14 protein-coding genes and 1 tRNA gene are annotated in these 18,698 nt (G+C 46.0%); 1 reads left to right on the forward strand and 14 read right to left on the reverse strand.

The features are described from left to right. Nucleotides 1-4 precede the first annotated feature (4 nt). Nucleotides 5-1,195 (forward strand): class I SAM-dependent methyltransferase, encoded by a 1,191-nt coding sequence (locus MHM89_RS14925; protein ID WP_239409128.1) that lies wholly within the window; start codon nucleotides 5-7, stop codon nucleotides 1,193-1,195. Nucleotides 1,196-1,204: 9 nt separating this feature from the next. On the opposite strand, the gene MHM89_RS14930 is transcribed toward MHM89_RS14925, so the two are convergent. From MHM89_RS14930 to MHM89_RS14995, 14 genes are all read right to left on the reverse strand, one after another. Then, nucleotides 1,205-1,504: a PilZ domain-containing protein gene (locus MHM89_RS14930; RefSeq protein ID WP_022944035.1), complete on the reverse strand. Its 300-nt coding sequence runs from the start codon at nucleotides 1,502-1,504 to the stop codon at nucleotides 1,205-1,207. A 137-nt stretch (nucleotides 1,505-1,641) separates the two neighbouring features. Further along, the gene (locus MHM89_RS14935; protein ID WP_022944034.1) at nucleotides 1,642-2,013 is read right to left on the reverse strand and encodes a response regulator; all 372 of its coding nucleotides are present in this window, start codon (nucleotides 2,011-2,013) and stop codon (nucleotides 1,642-1,644) included. Between the two features lie 78 nt (nucleotides 2,014-2,091). Then, complete coding sequence (hrpA, locus tag MHM89_RS14940; RefSeq protein WP_239409129.1) at nucleotides 2,092-5,994, reverse strand: ATP-dependent RNA helicase HrpA; 3,903 nt, start codon at nucleotides 5,992-5,994, stop codon at nucleotides 2,092-2,094. A 132-nt stretch (nucleotides 5,995-6,126) separates the two neighbouring features. After that, complete coding sequence (locus tag MHM89_RS14945; protein WP_026110983.1) at nucleotides 6,127-6,555, reverse strand: CBS domain-containing protein; 429 nt, start codon at nucleotides 6,553-6,555, stop codon at nucleotides 6,127-6,129. Nucleotides 6,556-6,633: 78 nt separating this feature from the next. Continuing rightward, nucleotides 6,634-7,662: an isoaspartyl peptidase/L-asparaginase gene (locus MHM89_RS14950; protein ID WP_138548910.1), complete on the reverse strand. Its 1,029-nt coding sequence runs from the start codon at nucleotides 7,660-7,662 to the stop codon at nucleotides 6,634-6,636. A gap of 142 nt (nucleotides 7,663-7,804) precedes the next feature. Beyond that, nucleotides 7,805-8,548, reverse strand: coding sequence for a reprolysin-like metallopeptidase (locus tag MHM89_RS14955; RefSeq protein WP_239409130.1), 744 nt, complete (start codon nucleotides 8,546-8,548; stop codon nucleotides 7,805-7,807). 16 nt (nucleotides 8,549-8,564) lie between these two features. Continuing rightward, complete coding sequence (locus MHM89_RS14960; protein ID WP_239409131.1) at nucleotides 8,565-9,281, reverse strand: hypothetical protein; 717 nt, start codon at nucleotides 9,279-9,281, stop codon at nucleotides 8,565-8,567. Nucleotides 9,282-9,701: 420 nt separating this feature from the next. Further along, complete coding sequence (locus tag MHM89_RS14965) at nucleotides 9,702-10,328, reverse strand: LysE family translocator (RefSeq protein WP_239409132.1); 627 nt, start codon at nucleotides 10,326-10,328, stop codon at nucleotides 9,702-9,704. A gap of 848 nt (nucleotides 10,329-11,176) precedes the next feature. Continuing rightward, nucleotides 11,177-13,552, reverse strand: coding sequence for an Ig-like domain-containing protein (locus tag MHM89_RS14970; RefSeq protein WP_239409133.1), 2,376 nt, complete (start codon nucleotides 13,550-13,552; stop codon nucleotides 11,177-11,179). 489 nt (nucleotides 13,553-14,041) lie between these two features. Beyond that, nucleotides 14,042-14,117 (reverse strand) — tRNA-Ala (locus MHM89_RS14975). Nucleotides 14,118-14,237: 120 nt separating this feature from the next. Continuing rightward, nucleotides 14,238-16,154 carry a molecular chaperone HtpG gene (gene htpG, locus MHM89_RS14980; protein ID WP_138509132.1) on the reverse strand — a complete coding sequence of 639 codons (1,917 nt, stop codon included), beginning with the start codon at nucleotides 16,152-16,154 and terminating at the stop codon, nucleotides 14,238-14,240. A gap of 146 nt (nucleotides 16,155-16,300) precedes the next feature. Next, nucleotides 16,301-16,912 (reverse strand): recombination mediator RecR, encoded by a 612-nt coding sequence (gene recR / locus MHM89_RS14985; protein ID WP_022944025.1) that lies wholly within the window; start codon nucleotides 16,910-16,912, stop codon nucleotides 16,301-16,303. A gap of 137 nt (nucleotides 16,913-17,049) precedes the next feature. After that, nucleotides 17,050-18,213, reverse strand: coding sequence for a hybrid sensor histidine kinase/response regulator (locus MHM89_RS14990; protein WP_239409134.1), 1,164 nt, complete (start codon nucleotides 18,211-18,213; stop codon nucleotides 17,050-17,052). A gap of 126 nt (nucleotides 18,214-18,339) precedes the next feature. After that, nucleotides 18,340-18,666, reverse strand: a complete 327-nt coding sequence (locus tag MHM89_RS14995; protein WP_022944023.1) for a YbaB/EbfC family nucleoid-associated protein — start codon at nucleotides 18,664-18,666, stop codon at nucleotides 18,340-18,342. Between the last annotated feature and the right edge of the window lie 32 nt (nucleotides 18,667-18,698).

Raw genomic sequence — 18,698 nt, forward strand, 5'->3', positions numbered from 1 at the left:
CTTAATGGCCGGTGCGATTTATCTTCAAGCAGGACGCGAAAAATCACTGAAACGTAAACACCCGTGGATCTTTTCAAAAGCAATTAAGAAAACCAAAGGCAACCTCGGCCTAGGTGACACGGTCACCGTTTACGACAGTCAGGGAACATACTTGGCTACGGCCGCTTATAGCCCACAGTCACAAATTCGCGCTCGGGTATGGAGCTTTGACGAGAAAGAATCTATCGACCAGGCGTTCTTCTATCGCCGTTTAGCTCGGGCTCTTGATGCCCGCCAGCTAACTATTGACGAAGGCCAGTTAACCGGTTTCCGCCTGTGTGCCGGTGAATCTGACGGCCTTCCTGGAGTAACAATAGATAAATTTGATAACTACTTAGTCTGTCAGTTGTTAAGTGCCGGTGCAGAGCGTCACAAAGGTGAGATAGTCGCCGCGTTAGTGGAACTGTTCCCTTCTTGTCATGTTTACGAACGCTCAGATGTCGAGGTGCGTAAAAAAGAAGGATTAGCGCCAACAACCGGCGTGCTGTCTGGCACGGCGCCAGAGCACCCGGTGTTGATAAAAGAAAATGGCCTCACCTGCGAGGTAGATATTCTGCAAGGCCATAAAACCGGCTTTTATCTCGACCAACGAGACAGCCGCGCCGCCCTAGAGCGCTTCTCCAAAGATAAGGAAGTATTAAATTGCTTTTGTTACACCGGCACGTTTGGTTTATATGCCTTGCGCGGTGGCTGCTCTAAGGTGATCAATGTCGATGTATCACAGCAAGCCCTTGATATTGCCAAGCGCAATGTGCAGCACAATGACTTAGACTTGGGACGCGCTGAGTTTGTCAAACAAGACGTATTTAAGTTACTTCGTGAATACCGCAGCGAAGGACGCACCTTTGATACCATCGTCATGGATCCACCCAAGTTTGCCGACTCAAAGGCGCAGCTCAACGGCGCATGCCGAGGCTATAAGGATATCAATATGTTGGCGATGCAGCTGCTTAAGCCAGGCGGCACTTTACTGACGTTTTCGTGTTCAGGACTCATGGAGCAAAACTTATTTCAAAAAGTGGTCGCCGATGCTGCCCTAGACGCCAATAGAGAGTTACTCATTGTCGAGCGCTTAAATCAGGCCGCCGATCACCCTATCGGAGGCGCTTACCCTGAAGGCTTTTACCTCAAGGGGCTGATCTGCAAAGTGTATTAACGCTTTATCTTAATTAATATCGAGCATTTCCACACCAATGCAGTACTGTCCCTGGTCGTCTTGCGTACAACGCACGACCTGGGTCAGCGCTTTAAGTGGCGGCACCGACCCATCGGGTGAGTTGATATCCACTTTTACTGTGGCACCCGGGTCGATGGGTTCATCAACCAATAACTGCATGCCAGTGGCGCTCAAGTCGCGGCAGGTTGCCGTTAACTGCAAATATTTATCATTGTGTGATACCTCAAGCTTTGCTTGAGCATTCACCATCATACGCATAAAGCCGCGCTTATCGTCGTCATAAAGCATTGTTGTTCTCCTTTTGTGCTTTACAGCAGCCGATCGCAGGCCTATCAATACCTACCTACGCATGCCGCAGTTGGGGTCGCACCACAAAGCCCATTTAAACGGGCGAAACATGTGTTGCTATAGGCAGCATACTCGGATTAAATAAGGGTTTGCAAGCTATCCAATAACTCATTGAAAGATAATGGTTTTACGAAGTAGGCATCACAGCCAGCGGCGTACCCTTGTTGCTTGGCATGGGGGGATTCGAGTCCGGAGATCATCAACACCGGAATATCTTGCGTTTCTGGGGTGTTTTTTAACATACGACAGGTGTCGAAGCCATCAAGCCCCGGCATACACACATCGAGCATGATGGCGTCCGGATGCTGATTGATGGCCTCGTTCAGGCACTGCTTGCCCGAATCAACATACTGCAATTGGTACTGTTGACCAAGTGCTTGAGCATACAGTGTAAAATTAAAATATTCGTCATCGACTACTAATAGCTTAGCTTTGCCGTGATTATTCAACTTATTCCCTATCCTTGTCGGCGAGCACCTGAACCACTCTAATAATATAAAGTTACCTCAGCTTAGCGCGAATGCAAGTTAACTCTCGGCGAGATAGTCATTAATTGCGTTCAACACCCGTTTTGCAGAAACCGGATAAGGGGTTCCCAGCGTTTGCGCGAATAACGATACACGTAGCTCTTGCTGCATCCAAAACAGCGCTTGCAAGGCCGGCGGCTGGGGCTCGCCTTTAGGGTGTTTGGCCAAACACTTATGGTACGCCTGCGCTACTTTATCCAGCTCAAGGGTACACAAGCGGTCGCGGTTAGGGTCCACCGGTAGTTTTTCCAAACGTTTATCTATGGCTTTCATATAACGGCATAAATCGGCCATTTTATGCGCCCCATGATGGCTAACGAAACCTTTAAAGACGAGGCTTTCCAATTGGCTTTTAATATCACCGTGAGCGGTGATCATGGTTAAGTCCACTTTGCCACGCATACGCTTATGGATACCGTGGGCCAAACTCAACACCTGCTCCACTTGCAAAGCGATCGCCACCACAGTGTCGCCCAGTTCGCCGCGAATAAACTCTTTGGCTTTATTAAACGCTTCGGCGTCTCGGATTTCCCCGCATTGCTCCAGAAGCTTATCAACCCCAGCGGCGATACAATCATCAATCAGCAATTGCACTTTACCAAAGGGGTTAAAATACAAACCTAGTTTGGCTTTATTCGGTAAATTCTGCTGCAAATACTTAATTGGCGAAGGAATATTCAAAAGCACCATGCGTCGCAGACCCATCTGGTGCGCTGCAGATGCTTTGCTTGGTGAATCGAATAGCTCAATCGCCGTGCTGTCTTTTTTGTCGACCAAGGCAACAAAGGCTTTGACCTCGTATTGGCCTTGTTTTTTCACATAGGACTGAGGTAAAGAGTCAAATTGCCATTCCACTAAGCCTTCGCGCTCAATGCCCTTATCCGCGACCTGCGATAGGGTATTACTCACTTTATCCGCAAGTTGTGTTTTTAAGGCCTCTAAGTCATAACCACGGGCCACTAACTTACCCTTATCATCACGCACTTCAAACGCCATGCGCAGGTGCTCATCCAAGGCGCTAGTATCAAAGTCCTCAGCGTCCACTTTGGCCCCGGTCATGCGAAATAGGCGCAGCGCCAGCGCCTCACGCAACGACCCTTGCAGTGGCTCTACAGAGCTGAGCACCGCGTCCGCGTAATTCGGTGCCGGCACAAAGTTGCGACGTTGGGTTTTCGGTAATGATTTGATAAGAGCGCACACCAACTCATGGCGCAGCGCCGGAATATGCCAATCAAAACCTTCGCCGCTGACTTGGTTGAGCAGCGCCAAGGGAATTTGCACCGCCACCCCATCGACGTCTTGCCCGGGTTCAAAGTTATATTGCAACGGCAGCACTAGGTTGCCTTGCATCCACACATCCGGGTAGTTATCCGCCGTGATCTCAGTGGCCCCGTGCTGCATCAGGTCTTCTTTGCGCATGAACAAAAAGCGTTTTTTGTGACGCTTTTGTTCTTTGTACCACTTCAAGAAGCTAACACGATTACATATATCACTAGGGATGTGCTGGTCATAGAAATCAAACAGCGCTTGCTCGTCCACTAAAATATCGCGTCGGCGTGCCTTGTTCTCTAAATCTTGAACTTCTTCGATAAGCTCACGGTTAACTTGCAAAAACGCTTCACTGGCGCCGAGCTCTTGCTCGACCAAGGCTGTGCGAATAAATATTTCTCGGCTAAGGGCCGGGTCAATTTTATCGTACTGACTGCGCTTACGCGCCACGATAGTGAGGCCATACAGAGTTTGTTGTTCAAAGGCGATCACTGCGCCGGCTTTTTTCTGCCAGTGCGGTTCACTGTAACTGCGTTTCACCAAGTGCTGTGCTAGGGGCGCCAGCCAACTGACGTCAATTTTGGCATTGATGCGAGCATATAACTTGGAGGTTTCCACCAGCTCGGCAGACATCACCCACTTGGGGCGCTTTTTAAACAGGTTGGAGCCTGGAAAAATATGAAACTGACTATTGCGTGCGCCCTGATAAAACGCATTCTTTTCGTCTTTTTGGCCTATATGGCTGAGTAACCCGCTCAACAGCGCCTGATGTATCGCCTCATGTTCAGGCTCGTTGTTACTGTCCTTTAGGCCCATTTCGTTACAAATCGTCGTGACTTGATAAACAATATCTTGCCACTCACGAATACGCATATATGCCAGAAACTCTTTTTGGCATAACCTGCGGAATTGATTGTTGGTGAGCGCTTGCTGTTGCTGCTCCAAATAATGCCACAAATTCAAGAACGCGATGAAATCAGAATGCTCATCATCGAAGCGCGCATGCAGCTCATCGGCCTTGGCTTTTTTCTCTTGCGGGCGCTCTCTGGGATCTTGGATAGCTAACGCCGCCGCAATCACTATTACTTCACGCATTGCCCCCATGGAGACACTGCTGAGCACCATCTTCGCTAACCGAGGGTCCAGTGGTAAGCGCGCTAGGTCGCGCCCCAACTTAGTGAGCTTGGTCTGCCCTTTATATTTGCTCGCTTGCACTGCTTCGAGCTCTTCAAGCAGGCGCACACCATCGTTGATGTTGCGGCTATCCGGCGGCTGTACAAAAGGGAATTGGCTAATATCACCAAGCCCCAAACCCAGCATTTGCAAAATGACCGACGCCAAGTTAGTACGTAGAATCTCTGGGTCAGTAAATTCTGGACGACCAAGAAAGTCTTCTTCGCTGTATAAACGTATACACACCCCTGCTTCAACCCGGCCACACCGCCCCTTACGTTGATTGGCACTGGCTTGCGACACCGCCTCAATAGGTAGGCGCTGGACTTTAGTGCGGTAACTATAGCGGCTAATACGCGCCGTACCTGGGTCTATGACATAGCGGATCCCAGGCACCGTAAGTGAGGTTTCGGCCACATTCGTGGCGAGCACAATACGGCGTTTATTACCGGGGTGGAATATGCGATTTTGTTCGGCATTGGATAATCGCGCATACAAAGGCAGCACTTCGGTATGCTTTAAGTTGCGCTTGCTCAAGGCATCGGCGGTATCCCGAATTTCGCGCTCACCATTCATGAAAATCAAAATATCGCCAGGGCCTTCGCTGTAGAGCTCATCTACAGCATCAAAAATACCCTGCAGTTGATCATTCTCATCTTGGTTGTCGTCACTGCCTTGTATCTCGGTTAAGGGCCGATAACGTACTTCAACGGGATATGTACGCCCGGAGACTTCAATGATTGGGGCGTCATTGAAGTGGCGAGAGAAACGCTCTGGGTCGATGGTCGCTGAGGTGATAATTACTTTAAGATCCGGGCGCTTGGGTAGCAGGTTCTTTAAATAACCAAGGATAAAGTCGATGTTTAAACTGCGCTCGTGCGCCTCATCGATAATAATAGTGTCGTATTGATTCAAGTAGCGGTCGTTTTGTATCTCTGCAAGTAAGATACCGTCGGTCATCAGCTTAATGTAGCTGCGTTCACTGACCTGGTCGCTAAAGCGTATTTTAAAACCGACGGTTTCGCCGATTTCGCTATAGAGTTCTTCGGCAATACGCGCTGCTACACTGCGAGCGGCTAATCGACGTGGTTGAGTGTGGCCAATCAAGCCCTCAACGCCACGGCCTAACTCTAAGCAAATCTTCGGCAGCTGAGTCGTCTTACCCGAACCGGTCTCACCGGCGACTATCACCACTTGGTGCTTCGCTATTGCCGCTTTTATGTCTTCACGTTTATCGCTAACCGGCAGGGCCGCTGGGAATTGCGGCTTTGGCAGTTGTTCAAGGCGTTGTGCGCGCTGGCTGATGCTGTGCTCTATCGCCTGCTCAATTTTGGCCAGTACGCTTTGTTGCTTCTCGGAGTCGGAAATCTTATCAGCGCCTTGCAGGCGCCTTTTTAATACAAACTGATCCTTTTTCAAACACTCGGAGAGTTTACCATACAACGGCTTGCTTGCTGACACTCAGGCCCCTAATTAACGACTTAAAAATGGTCGCTAAGCTTAGCAAACTATGAGCGCCAAGTGTACCGGGTATTAAGCTCTGAATGCCGATGGCTGGGCCTTTTTGGCTATTAGTCAGAGCCTACAGCAACACTAAACAAATCGATGTCCGGACGTATAATTACAATGCAGATGCTTATCCAACGCCAGTAGGATGTGCGCGCGGGTGATAATCCCGAGTAACTTACCTTGTTCATCACATACCGGATACATTTTCGGCTTATCAACTTTCATATTTTCGGCGAGTGTCATCACACTCTCCTCTGGCGTCACGCACAGTGGCTCTTTGGTCATAACATCACCAACAACTGTATGTGCTTCATTTTGGTAAGTGGATGTCAACATATGTTGTAAGCAATCCTGCTCCGACACGAAACCGATGATGGTTCCGAGGTCGTCGACAACAGGTCCTCCGGTTTGGCCGCTTTGTAATAGCCTCTCCACAGCCGTTTCAATCGGCATAGTGGCTTTGAATTTTACTGGTCTATGGTTGTAATAATCAGCGACTTTGATTGATTGCATAGGCACCCCCAAATAAGTAAACGCCAACATAGCTAACTATAGTTGGCGTTTACAAAATTGCTTATATCTTTGAAGGATTTATTCGTCTTTAAAAATCGCTACATAGGTGTCACTGGTTGATGACTTGCTAGCGCGATACATACCTTTGGTATTAAACGGCATGCTGATGTTCCCTTTGCCATCAACAATGATGACTCCCCCAGTTCCACCAGCGTCAAACATGGGTCCAAAAATAACTTCTTTACCCGCCTGCGCTATGCTTTTTTGCTGATATTGCACACGTGCGCAAATGTCGCTCGCTACTTGATAACGGATGAAAAACTCACCGTGGCCGGTTGCTGAAACTGCACAAGACTCATTGTCGGCGAATGTACCCGCGCCGATGATCGGTGAATCACCAATACGACCAAAGCGCTTCGCCGTCATGCCTCCTGTTGATGTACCCGCTGCCATATTACCGTGTTTATCCAAAGCTACGGCGCCAACTGTACCCATTTTATAGGATGTTGGTAACGCTTGATGACGAGCTTGGTAGTCTTGACTAGCAGGCTTGGCTTTATCTAATTTTTGTTTTGCTTTGAGCAAGGCTTCATAACGATGCTCCGTATCAAAATAACTGTTATCAACCTTCTCCACCCCCTGCTGCTGAGCAAATGCTTCAGCCCCAGCACCGCTGAGCAGCACATGAACAGAGTCCGTCATTACTAAGCGTGCCAAGTTAATAGGGTTTTTAATGTGCTTTACTCCAGCTACGGCACCAGCTTGGCGCGTACGTCCATCCATGATCGAGGCATCGAGCTCATGAGTGCCTTCATAGGTGTAAACGGCTCCCTTGCCGGCATTGAAATAAGGAGAATCTTCCAGTACGTTGATCGCCGCATTGACTGCATCTAGGCTTTCACCTCCTTGCGCTAATACTTGGTAGCCGGCTTCAACCGCCTGCTTGAGTTTATCGCGATAGGCTTTTTCTTGCTCCGCAGTGAAGCGGGCTTTTTCGATGGTGCCAGCACCACCATGGATAGCAATGGCAAAGGGTTCATCGTCAGCCATAGCAGGTTGCGCTGCTAAAGCACTCAGTGCTGCGAATGTATAAAGTATAGACTTCATGAGGCTCTCCGTTTATGGCCTAGGGATTTTGTTATTATTCGCCAAATACTATGGGCGCTTGGATAACGATTGGCAACCTGATGCGATTAACGGCAGTGATAAAAAAGAGCACCACAGTGGTGCTCCTCATTCAGGGGGAATACTATTTAAAGTTGGCGATACTGTTTTTCGTTGCTTCCACGGTTTTCCAGGCATACGCTTGCCCAGTTATGCCGTAAGGCAGACCGTTTACACTCCAGTTTGGATTGGCAAAGTAATCATATTGCGTGGCACTGCCAAATACATGTGGGTAGGCCATAATGCTGGCAAATTGATTATCAACGCCGTGACCCATGCCATCGACATACACACCGCCACTGGTATCGCCTTGTTTGCGTGAATGGGCCAAGCCTTGATTATGTCCTAGTTCATGAACAAAGGTGGTTGCTCCACAGTCCACTGCGGTAATGCTATACATGTTGTTTGAGGTAGACGCATATAAGTTACCAGAAGCACTGCTGCCTTGGCCTACCCAAGCAATACCGCAGGTAATATAACCATTCGAGCCCGCACCTTTACCTAGCACAGCCATCATATCGGCTCCCCAGCTATTACGCAGGTTTTGAATACTCGAAGCATTGGTCACTGAGTTCAACCAACTGCTTGAGGGGCTGATACTGTAATTACCTAGGTTTTGCTGGCCAGCAACACGAAGCTGTAGATCAATACCGTTTTGACTGTAAACCTGATTCGCAAAAGCAATCAACTGATTGATCTTTGTATTAATATTACCTGTAGCCGCTGCTGCTTCATCAGTATACAAAATACCAATATCAATCGTCGCTGCTTGCGCCATTGACGCACCCATAGCACTTGCAATAAGCGCTGATTTTACGAGTTTTTTCATTATTGTTCCCTTATTTTTAGTTAGTGGGGGTGGTTGTAAATTGAGGATTGAAATTTTCCGGGTTGGCGTCAGCTTGGTGACTACTTGCATGCACCTCTTGCTCTTGGTGCTGGCGATAAAGATCGCGTTTTGCCGCTATCCATCCATGCTCGTTTTTCGATTCAAAAACATAATTGCCACTGGGTGCCGTCAGCTGACCATAGACGGCGTCTTTTCCAACAGTTAATACCGTGGTATGAAAACGCCCCCCTGCCCCTGTTACCGCACCAAACACACTCCTATCGCCATTTTCAGCGACACTGACGTTATTTACTTCAGCAACAAAGCTCTCTTGAGTTTGCGGTATCATCAGTTCAAAAGTGTCACCGGCTTCAAGAGCACGCAACGCGCTCAGGTCAAATTCCACATAGGCTTCATTGCGTAAGTCTGTTGGGATCACGCCCGCCTCTTGCAGCTTTGCTTGCGCGGTTTTCGATACCTTATTGACCGAGGCAACACCAAAGTCAGTAGGCTGATGCTTATCGTGCTTCGCTGGTGTCTTTAACAAAGGTTGGGGACTGCTTTTCGGTTCAGTGACCGCTTGTTTGTGTATTGATATTTGTGCAACAGGAGGTTGCTGCTCGGCTGTTTCGATTGTTGCGTTATGATGAGTACTTGGGCCTTGCTGCCCAAGATAAATCCAAAGAAGTGCACCTGCACTCACGCTGATAAGCGCTAAAAATATCCACCGCATGATACGTTCCGTTATTAGTTATTTTGGAACGCAGAATAATCATACAAATATAAATTTTCAATTAACAAATGTTCGATAATTAAGCATTAAGTATTGAGATTTACAAATAAGCCCATGCTATACAATGGGTTATGACATTTACATAAGTTTACATTTGAATAACAAATATACCCATTTATGGTACTTATGCGTACTCATAAACTCCTTTTGCTAACGCCAAGGGGGAAGTGAATAAAGGTTCATCAGTTAGGTTCGATTGTTCGATTAACAGAATTCAATCAAGTCTGACAGTCGCATTTGTGCCACTAGAGAGTGGTGGTAATGCCGCATTAGGGTGTGAGCAACACTTACCTACACTCTAAGAGAAGTAAAAACGACAAGCATTGCGAATTATTCTTAAATACTAAGTGAGTAGTTGGATTATCGCTGCTTCATAAAAGCCACCGCTAACCCTGACGAGACAAATGTTATGCCTGCGCCAATATTGAGCCCTGACACAAGTTTAGGTTTATTTCTGAACCACCCGGACAACTGAGACGAGAAAACCCCCATTAAGCTGAAGCCTACTGCTGTTAATACCGCAAACCAGACCCCATAGCCTAACATTTGAATTGTCACTGACCCAAAGTTTGGATTCACAAACTGAGGTATGAAAGCAAGAACAAACATGCCGGGCTTTGGATTGAGCGCTGCTGATAGAAAACCCGTTGACAAAATAACTTTCAAAGACTGCCTTTTCACGGGCTCTAATGAGAACAGATTCCTCGAACGAAGAACCTTTATACCCAACCAAATTAAATATGCAGCACCAAGAAGTTTCACGACGTAAAATGCTACTTCCGAGGTTTGAATTAGAAGCGTTAGTCCAAAAGTTGCGGCGACAACATGAAATAAGATACCCGCTCCAGAAGACAGCCCTGACACTACCGCCGCCAACCTCCCCTGACTTAAGCCTCGACCAATCGCGAGCAAGTTATCAGGGCCTGGCGAGATGACGAGCAATAAACATGCAAATGTATAAGTAACAAACACTTCTAAAGTGAACATAAAACCTCCTTGTTGTATGAATATGAGTGCTGACACAGGCATAATGGCCGGATTAAGCTTGGCCAAAATAGCGAAGAATGAGTGACCGCCGAGCTAAAAGCGTCTATCCATCGATGCGCTAGTTAGGGTTGCTACGACACTTGATAGTTCAATGATTTTAATTTTTGGGTTGTGTCATAAACAACTTTATTTTTGGCCGACTTATCAGCTCGAATTGTAACCATGACAGATTCACAAGATTGCTTAACCAAATTAGTGTTTTGAGCGAAGCGAACTCTTAGAGAGTTTTGAGTCGCCAATAGTGACTTGGTTATCGTTTGAGATAACAGTAATTATTAATAATTATTGAACCACGAACATAGATTGGAGGCAATGTGTCGCTGTGAAGTAATCACGGCAGGCTCAGTAAAGTAGGCGCAGCTCACCGAAAAGAGAGTAACCCACGGATACCACCAAGGCGACGCTTCGCCATGATAACTGACGACACTACTTGCTTCATTCGATGTGTTAACTCAATTTATTGAGCGGCAACTGATGGTTAAAGGTTTAGACAGAGATCGGTGTACTCTGCTTGACATGTGGGGTCATACCAACGCTGAGCTAACAGCCAGAATTGAATAAGCTAAAATCAAGCGAAGCGACGAGCTTATTTAATTTCGCTCTAACTTAGCACCTTGCAATGCGTTTACACTCTACTTTCGAAACACTTGCGCCTGTACCAGCGAGCTAAACTTTTATTTATAAAAACACCCATTCAACGTCAAACTAAAACAAACCACCCCAACATACAAATTGGGGTGGTTAAGTTGAATGGGTGTCCACGTTAAATTGCTATCATCACCCTAGGATTATTTTTGTCTTGGGCTCCATTCTAGTTCTGGTAGCTCGACATAGGTTCTCCAATCTTTTCCGTCTTTGGAGTGCCAGATATACTCATCTTGTCGACCACTGTATATCCACAGCCTATCAGAGAACTTAGCACCTGTTAAATAGGTATTAAACCTAGATATAATAGGGCTTGCTTCGACCGTCCAGTCTATTCCATTATCAGATGAATAGACGGCGCTATTATTAGCGGTATAAGCTTGTCCGTTAATCATCCAAAGTTTGCCCTTAAAATTGAACACTTTACTAGTATTAGCATATTCATTTGGAATATTGGGGGCTGCATTCCTCAAACTCCAATTAACTCCATCTTCTGATGACCAAATTTCGTTAGCCGCCTTTGCTTGGTTATTTTCAATTACCAGGCCACCGTACATCCACATGATGTCATCGTGGACAAATAATGTAGGCTTACGTCTAGGCTTGTATGCTGCCGAGCTATTTTGCACAGTCCAATTGAATCCATCTTCGGTCGAGTAGATTGTGCTATTTTCACTACCGTAGGCGTCTCCATATAGCCATAGCTTACCTTGAAAGACGATTGCAGATGCTACCTTTCCTATATAAAACCCTGGATTAGGTTGGATTAATGTCCAATTAACTCCATCATCAGAGCGCCACACATCTGACTGATCTACCGCAGCTCCACCTGTTCCCCTTCCTTTTTGACCACCTACTAAATAAAGCTGCTCATTAAATTCAATTAATTCAAAGTATGCACGCCCCCCGAATGGCGCATTTGCAACCTCAAGTTGCCAGTTTATTCCGTCTGTAGAAGACCAAATGCCAGTTTGCCAAATAGTATCGTCGCCTTCGTAGTATTCACCCCCTATCAACCACAACTTACCTTTAAAGGATACCATTTGAGCGCCAAACCCAAGTTTAAAAGGAGGTAAGGAAGGTGTTACATGGACGGTATTAGAAATATAGTCTTCGTGGGCAATTTTAATATAGGCACTTTGGTGTTCTAGCGTGTCTACAGAACGCTGAATATTTATAAAGCTATCTTGAAGTGGCAGTGCATCTTGTGCGGATATAATATTCATCTGCGAATTATCACATGCAGTGTAATTGGCTATATCACAGTTGGCGTCGGTACTTCTGTATAGCTCCAGTTGCTGACTTTGTTTACTCCATGTTAGCTCTGCATTTGTTAAGCTAATGGCAATATTGAGCTCATCTAATATATAACTGATATCAACATCGTAGGAAGCTGTTGATTCACTGTACACAGCATCTGAAGCTTTTGTTGCGGTTATAGTTGCAACCCCGTCTGTGAGTAATGTTAATTCTCCTGTATTTGAATTGACATCGACCACTGACGTATCACTGGATTGATAAGTTATAGTACCTGAGCCTGTACCTCCTGATAAAGGATTGCTCTGTATCGGGGTATCAATTAACAAATCTAAAGAGTTAGACTGGAATGATAAAGGCTCCTGCTCTCTTTTTGTTACATTAACTGTGAACTGAGCTGTTTGAGGTTCATAAAAAGTGTCACCCGATTTAGTCAGGTTAATGGTAGCAGAACCTGCTTCCACAGGTGTCAATAAACCCGTTTCGGTGTTAATGAGCACAACTTCAGCATTGGATGTCGAATAGGTAACCTCTCCTTCTCCACTCCCGCCTGTATAGTGATTAGTTTTAGTTTCATCTATATAGATGTAAAGTGAGTCTTGCTCAAAAACAATGTCGTCTTGATTTCTTCTATTTATTGTCAATGAATAAGACGCTTCTGCTGAATTATATATTTCATCTGCGGATTTGGTAGCTTTTATGATTGTTGTGCCATTACCTGTAAAAGTTACGTCTCCAGATGTAAGGTCAATAGTCGCAACGTCTGGGTTGCTCGAACTATAGGTTATTGAGCCTGTACCACTTCCACCATTGAGCGGGTTTGTAAAGTTTAAATCGTCCACAAACTTTGTGACATAACTTGCATCAAAAATTAATGCTTCTTGCTCACGCTTTTTAACTTCAACTGAATAACTGGCAGATGCTGACTTGTACTGAGAATCACCACTTTTGGATACAGTAATGGTTGCACTTCCTGCTCCAATACCTTTTATTTGCCCGGTTTGAGGGTTCACTACTTCTACTATTGATGAGTCTGACGATGAGAACGTTATTGCTCCCGTGCCTGAGCCTCCTGATATCTTATTAACTGGTGGGATCTCGTCTATCAATATTTGGATTGAATTTTCAGCAAATGAGATAGCGGTTTGTGGTACTGGGCTGTTACCTTCGCTGCTATTACTGTCGCCAGAATCACTTCCGCCGCCACACGCTGTTAATAGCATTAGCAGAGCAAAGTAACAAAATGAGCGTAATTGACTCATGATATGTTCCTTCATGATATGTTCCATTAAAAAATGGGGGGTATATAAACACATAAAATCCATACAATCAACACTTATACAGTGCAAGTTCAGGTAGGTTTTCACCTAAGCACTTCGACAGGCCATAGGAACAACAATTTGAACCTTGCCACAGCTGTTGCACAGAGTAAATTAGGGTGGGTGACTTCGTTACCAGAAAAATACTCAGTAGGTAATTTATTTATTCTTTCCATAATGTAGTTGTTTAAAGCAAACCAAACTGATTGTTATGAAGTCTTTGTAGATGGCAAGCTTTGAAAGGAACGTATTAGCTGGAGCTACATTCTTGCTGGCATTAGGATAGCACTACCAAGGCTAGCTAGAGAACGTCTATTTTTCGCTCATAGCTGCCAGTCAGATAAAGTCTAAACCTGTTCATCTAAACTGTAAGATCAGATATTCGCAACTTAAAAAAAGGGAATCAATGTACTGGTAAGGAAAAGAAGTGATTGGTGGAGCTAGGCGGGATCGAACCGCCGACCTCTTGCATGCCATGCAAGCGCTCTCCCAGCTGAGCTATAGCCCCAAAACACGATGTTATTCTATGTTCTTTTAACTCGCTTGAAAACCCCTAACCTTCCGTTTTTTATGAATTTATCAATAAAAAAACCCGAGCTATTGCTCGGGCCTTTCGGTTGGGAACTGTTTACTTATTTAAATCAAGCATGAGTTTATTCAGTCGACTAACAAAGCCAGCTGGGTCTTTTAAGCTGCCGCGCTCAGCCAATAGTGCTTGGTCAAGCAATACTTCTGACCACTGCTTGAACTTATCTTCGTCTTGCTCATCATTTAAATGTTTCACAAGTTGGTGCTCAGGGTTAAGCTCGAACACCGGCTTGGTTTCCGGCGCTTGCTGCCCAACTGATTCCATCAACTTGATCATTTGCGAGCTCATGTCGTTCTCATCGGCAACAACACAGGCTGGCGAGTCAGTTAAGCGATGGGTAAAGCGTACTTCTTTAACTTTATCGCTAAGCACCTCTTTGATGCGCTCTAAAAGTCCTGCTACTTCCTTCTCAGACTCTTCTTGCGCTTTTTTACTTTCTTCGTCGTCCAAGTCACCTAAGTCAAGATCGCCACGAGTAATCGACTGGAACTGCTTTTCCTGGAACTCAGTAAGGTGGCTCATCATCCACTCGTCAACACGATCGCTCAGCAGTAAGACTTCGATGCCTTTTTTACGGAAAATCTCCAAATGCGGTGAGTTTTTCGCCGCTTCAAAGCTATCAGCCACAACGTAGTAAATCTTGTCTTGGCCTTCATCCATGCGCTCAATGTATTGCTCTAGTGATACATTCTGAGTTGCTTCATCGCTGTGCGTTGAAGCAAAGCGCAGCAGCTTGGCAATGGCTTCTTTGTTAGCCATATCTTCAGCTGGGCCTTCTTTAATCACCCCACCAAACTCATTCCAGAAAGTCTGGTACTGCTCAGGCTTGTTTTTGCCCATGCGGTCAAGCATTTTTAATACCCGCGAGGTACAGCCTTTGCGGATCGCCTGGGTCACTTTGTTGTCTTGTAAAATTTCACGAGACACGTTCAATGGTAAATCATTGGAATCAAGCAAACCTTTTACAAAGCGTAAGTAGCCAGGCATAAACTGCTCTGCGTCATCCATGATAAAGACGCGTTGCACATACAGTTTTAAGCCGTTTTGGCGGTCGCGATTATACAAATCAAACGGTGCACGCTTAGGAATGTAAAGCAGGCTAGTGTATTCAGTTTTACCTTCTACTTTATTGTGCGCCCAAGTCAGTGGCTCTTCCCAATCGTGGCCTACATGCTTGTAGAATTCTTGATATTCTTCATCACTGATTTCAGATTTATCACGTGTCCATAAGGCTTCAGCTTTGTTAATAGCTTCCCACTCACCGGGCTTGGCTTCAATTTTCTCACCGTCAGGGCCTTCAGATTCCGGCACTGGCTCACGATACATTTCCACCGGAATCGAAATATGGTCTGAGTATTTAGTCACGATACCGCGTAGACGGAAGTCATCAAGGAACTCTGTTTCATCATCGCGCAGATGTAAAATAATCTCAGTGCCTCGACTCGGCTTGTCAATATTCGCTAGTGTGTACTCACCCTCGCCTTTTGACTGCCATTCAACAGCCTGGCTTTCGCCGGCCTTACGCGTGCGCACAGTCACTTCGTCGGCAACAATAAAGGCCGAGTAAAAACCCACACCGAATTGACCAATAAGTTGCGAGTCTTTAGCTTTATCTCCGGTAAGGTTTTGGAAAAACTCAGCAGTACCCGATTTGGCAATCGTGCCCAATGCACTCACCACTTCATCGCGGTTCATGCCTATGCCGTTATCGCTGATGGTGACCGTTTTTTTATCTTTATCGGCGCTAATACGCACTTTTAAGTCGGCATCGCCTTCATACAAACTGTCATTTTCTAACGCCAAGAAACGCAGCTTGTCTGCCGCATCTGACGCATTAGAAACCAACTCACGTAGGAAAATCTCTTTGTTGGAATACAAAGAGTGGATCATTAAGTTAAGCAGTTGCTTTACTTCGGTTTGAAAGCCGAGCGTTTCTTTTTCTGATGTTGCTGTCATTTCTCTCTCCGTTAGCAAACAATCCCAGCATGTCTGGGAAGCAGATATGCTCTGTATATGGGGTATTGCATCTCGGATTCAAGAGCGTACGCATAAAAAAAACGCCTAACGGCGCTTTTTTGTAAGTAAACAGACTTCTCTAAAAGTCAGCTTTCATATTGCACTTGTTTACGACCGTTGAAGGCATGGGATAATGTCATACCATCGACTAAGTCAAGCTCGCCTCCAACGGGCACGCCATGGGCGATGCGCGACGCACCGACATTGTACTGTTTACACAACTGGGCAATATAATGAGCCGTGGTTTCGCCTTCAACTGTCGGGTTGGTCGCTAATATCACTTCATTGATGCTGCCTTGGGCAAGTTTTTGCTCTAACACGTCTAGGCCAATTTCATTCGGGCCAATACCATCGAGTGGCGAAAGATGACCCATTAATACGAAGTATAAGCCTTGATAGTGCCCTGTTTGTTCAACCGCCAAGACGTCACTGGGTGATTCCACAATACATAACAAGCCCGAATCTTGGCGCTTTATATTGCTACATAACTCGCAGATGTCTTGCTCAGTAAAGGTACGACAACTTTGGCAATGACCAATGTCTTGCATCGCCTGGTTTAAGGCTTGCCCTAATTGTGCCCCCCCTTCTCGGTCTCGCTCTAATAAATGAAAAGCGATGCGCTGCGCTGATTTCGGGCCAATGCCTGGTAGGCAGCGTAAAGCGTCAACAAGTTGCGTTAATTTTGGAGATAATTGCATAACGGATCCCAAGTACCACAGAGGTCATGAATACACCGGTGGCCTAGCCACAAGCGTTGGCAAGAGCACAAGGCAGACATTGACCTTAGCGCCAAAACCCCAGTATAAAGCGCTTCAGCACTTAGGCTCAAGGGCTTTTAGTAGCGCGCTCCTGCTTGCAAGCGATTAGGTGAACCAGATTGGCTCTGTAGCGGCACTTGTATACTAAAACGCACACCACGCGGGCGCAGCGCCTGTACTTCAATAGAGCCATTAAGCAGCAGGGTAATGCCTTGGGCAATACGGGTTCCCCCAAGCCCTAATGCTCCATTAGCTCGTGCTGTGGTGTAAAAGGGTGACAATATTTGCGCCGCTTGCTCGGCTGATAATTCCGCTGCGTTATCTTCATAGATAAGTTGCGCATATTGACCCCTTTGCTCTAGCTTGAGCACAACTTCTAAATTGTCACCCGGCTCTAACTGAGCATGTTTGCAGCTATTGGCCATCAACTCCAACAGGACCCGCTGTATGGTATTGCTGCCGTGATCCATATGCAGCTGTCCTTGCACATCAAACGAAAGCCGGAAGGGGTAACTTTGGTAAGTGAAGGGCTCGAATAATATTAATGCCATATCATGAATATTAATCGCTTCACCGTCTGGGGTGCTGTAGTCATTAAACATAGTTTGAAACTCACCCACCATTTCACTGGTTTTCAGCAAATTGCGCATCAGCAAAGTGTTGGCATGGTCGATTTTCTGCAAGCCAGAGTTTAACGCTTTGGCGGTTAGGGATTTTTTATTCAGTGCTTGATGCAGTGTTTGACTCTGCATCTCTAGCGACCCACTCGCTGTTAGACAATTTCCGAGTGGCGTATTGAGTTCATGTGCCAGCCCTGAGGTCATCAAAAGAATATCTTTGAGCGTGCTTATCTGTTGTTGTCGATGCGTTGCCTCTATCAGCATAAGGTAGGTACTGACCCGTTGTTGTACTTCAGTTTTATTAAAGGGCTTAACAATGTAGTCGACACCACCGGCGGCAAAAGCATCATCAATATGTTGGCGATCAGAGTGTGAGCTAATAAAAATGATAGGCACATGGGCGCTGTACTCATCCTGCTTAAGCTGCCGACAGAGCTCTAACCCATTCATACCAGGCATTTCTATGTCCATCAGAATAAGTGCCGGTAAATGGCGATGAATTTCAACCAACGCGTGCTCAGCAGATGTAGCGTGAGTCAGTGAGTGGTGCTTTTCTTCCAATATGGCTTTAATAATACGAAAATCAAATTCCTGATCTTCGACCACCAATATATCATTCATGACAGCGGCTCCCTCTTCCTTTGTAGTTGAGTGTAGCAGTCCTCAAGAGCCTCTGTGTTTGCTATCTTAAAGAAATAAAAAACCCCGCTTTAGAGCGGGGCTAAACACATAAATCTAGATACAGACTTAGAACGGCATTTTCATGCCTGGGGGTAAGTTCATCCCACCGGTTACCTCAGACATACGTTTTTGACTTTCGTCTGCTACGCGACGTACAGCGTCATTGCACGCGGCTGCAAGCAAGTCTTCAATCATGTCTTTGTCATCTTCCATTAGGCTTTCATCGATTTCCACGCGGCGTACATTGTGGCTACCTAACATGGTCACTTTAACTAAGCCCGCACCGGCTTCACCGGTCACTTCTAAATTGGCAATTTCTTCTTGGGCCTTTTGCATGCGCTCTTGCATTTGCTGCGCTTGCTTCATCATATTGCCCATTCCGCCTTTAAACATAGTGCTCTCTCTCGTTAAAAATCGCTCTGCTG

Origin of the sequence: Pseudoalteromonas sp. CNC9-20 (genome assembly GCF_022347875.1) — a bacterium.
GTDB classification, from domain to species: Bacteria; Pseudomonadota; Gammaproteobacteria; order Enterobacterales; family Alteromonadaceae; genus Pseudoalteromonas; species Pseudoalteromonas ruthenica.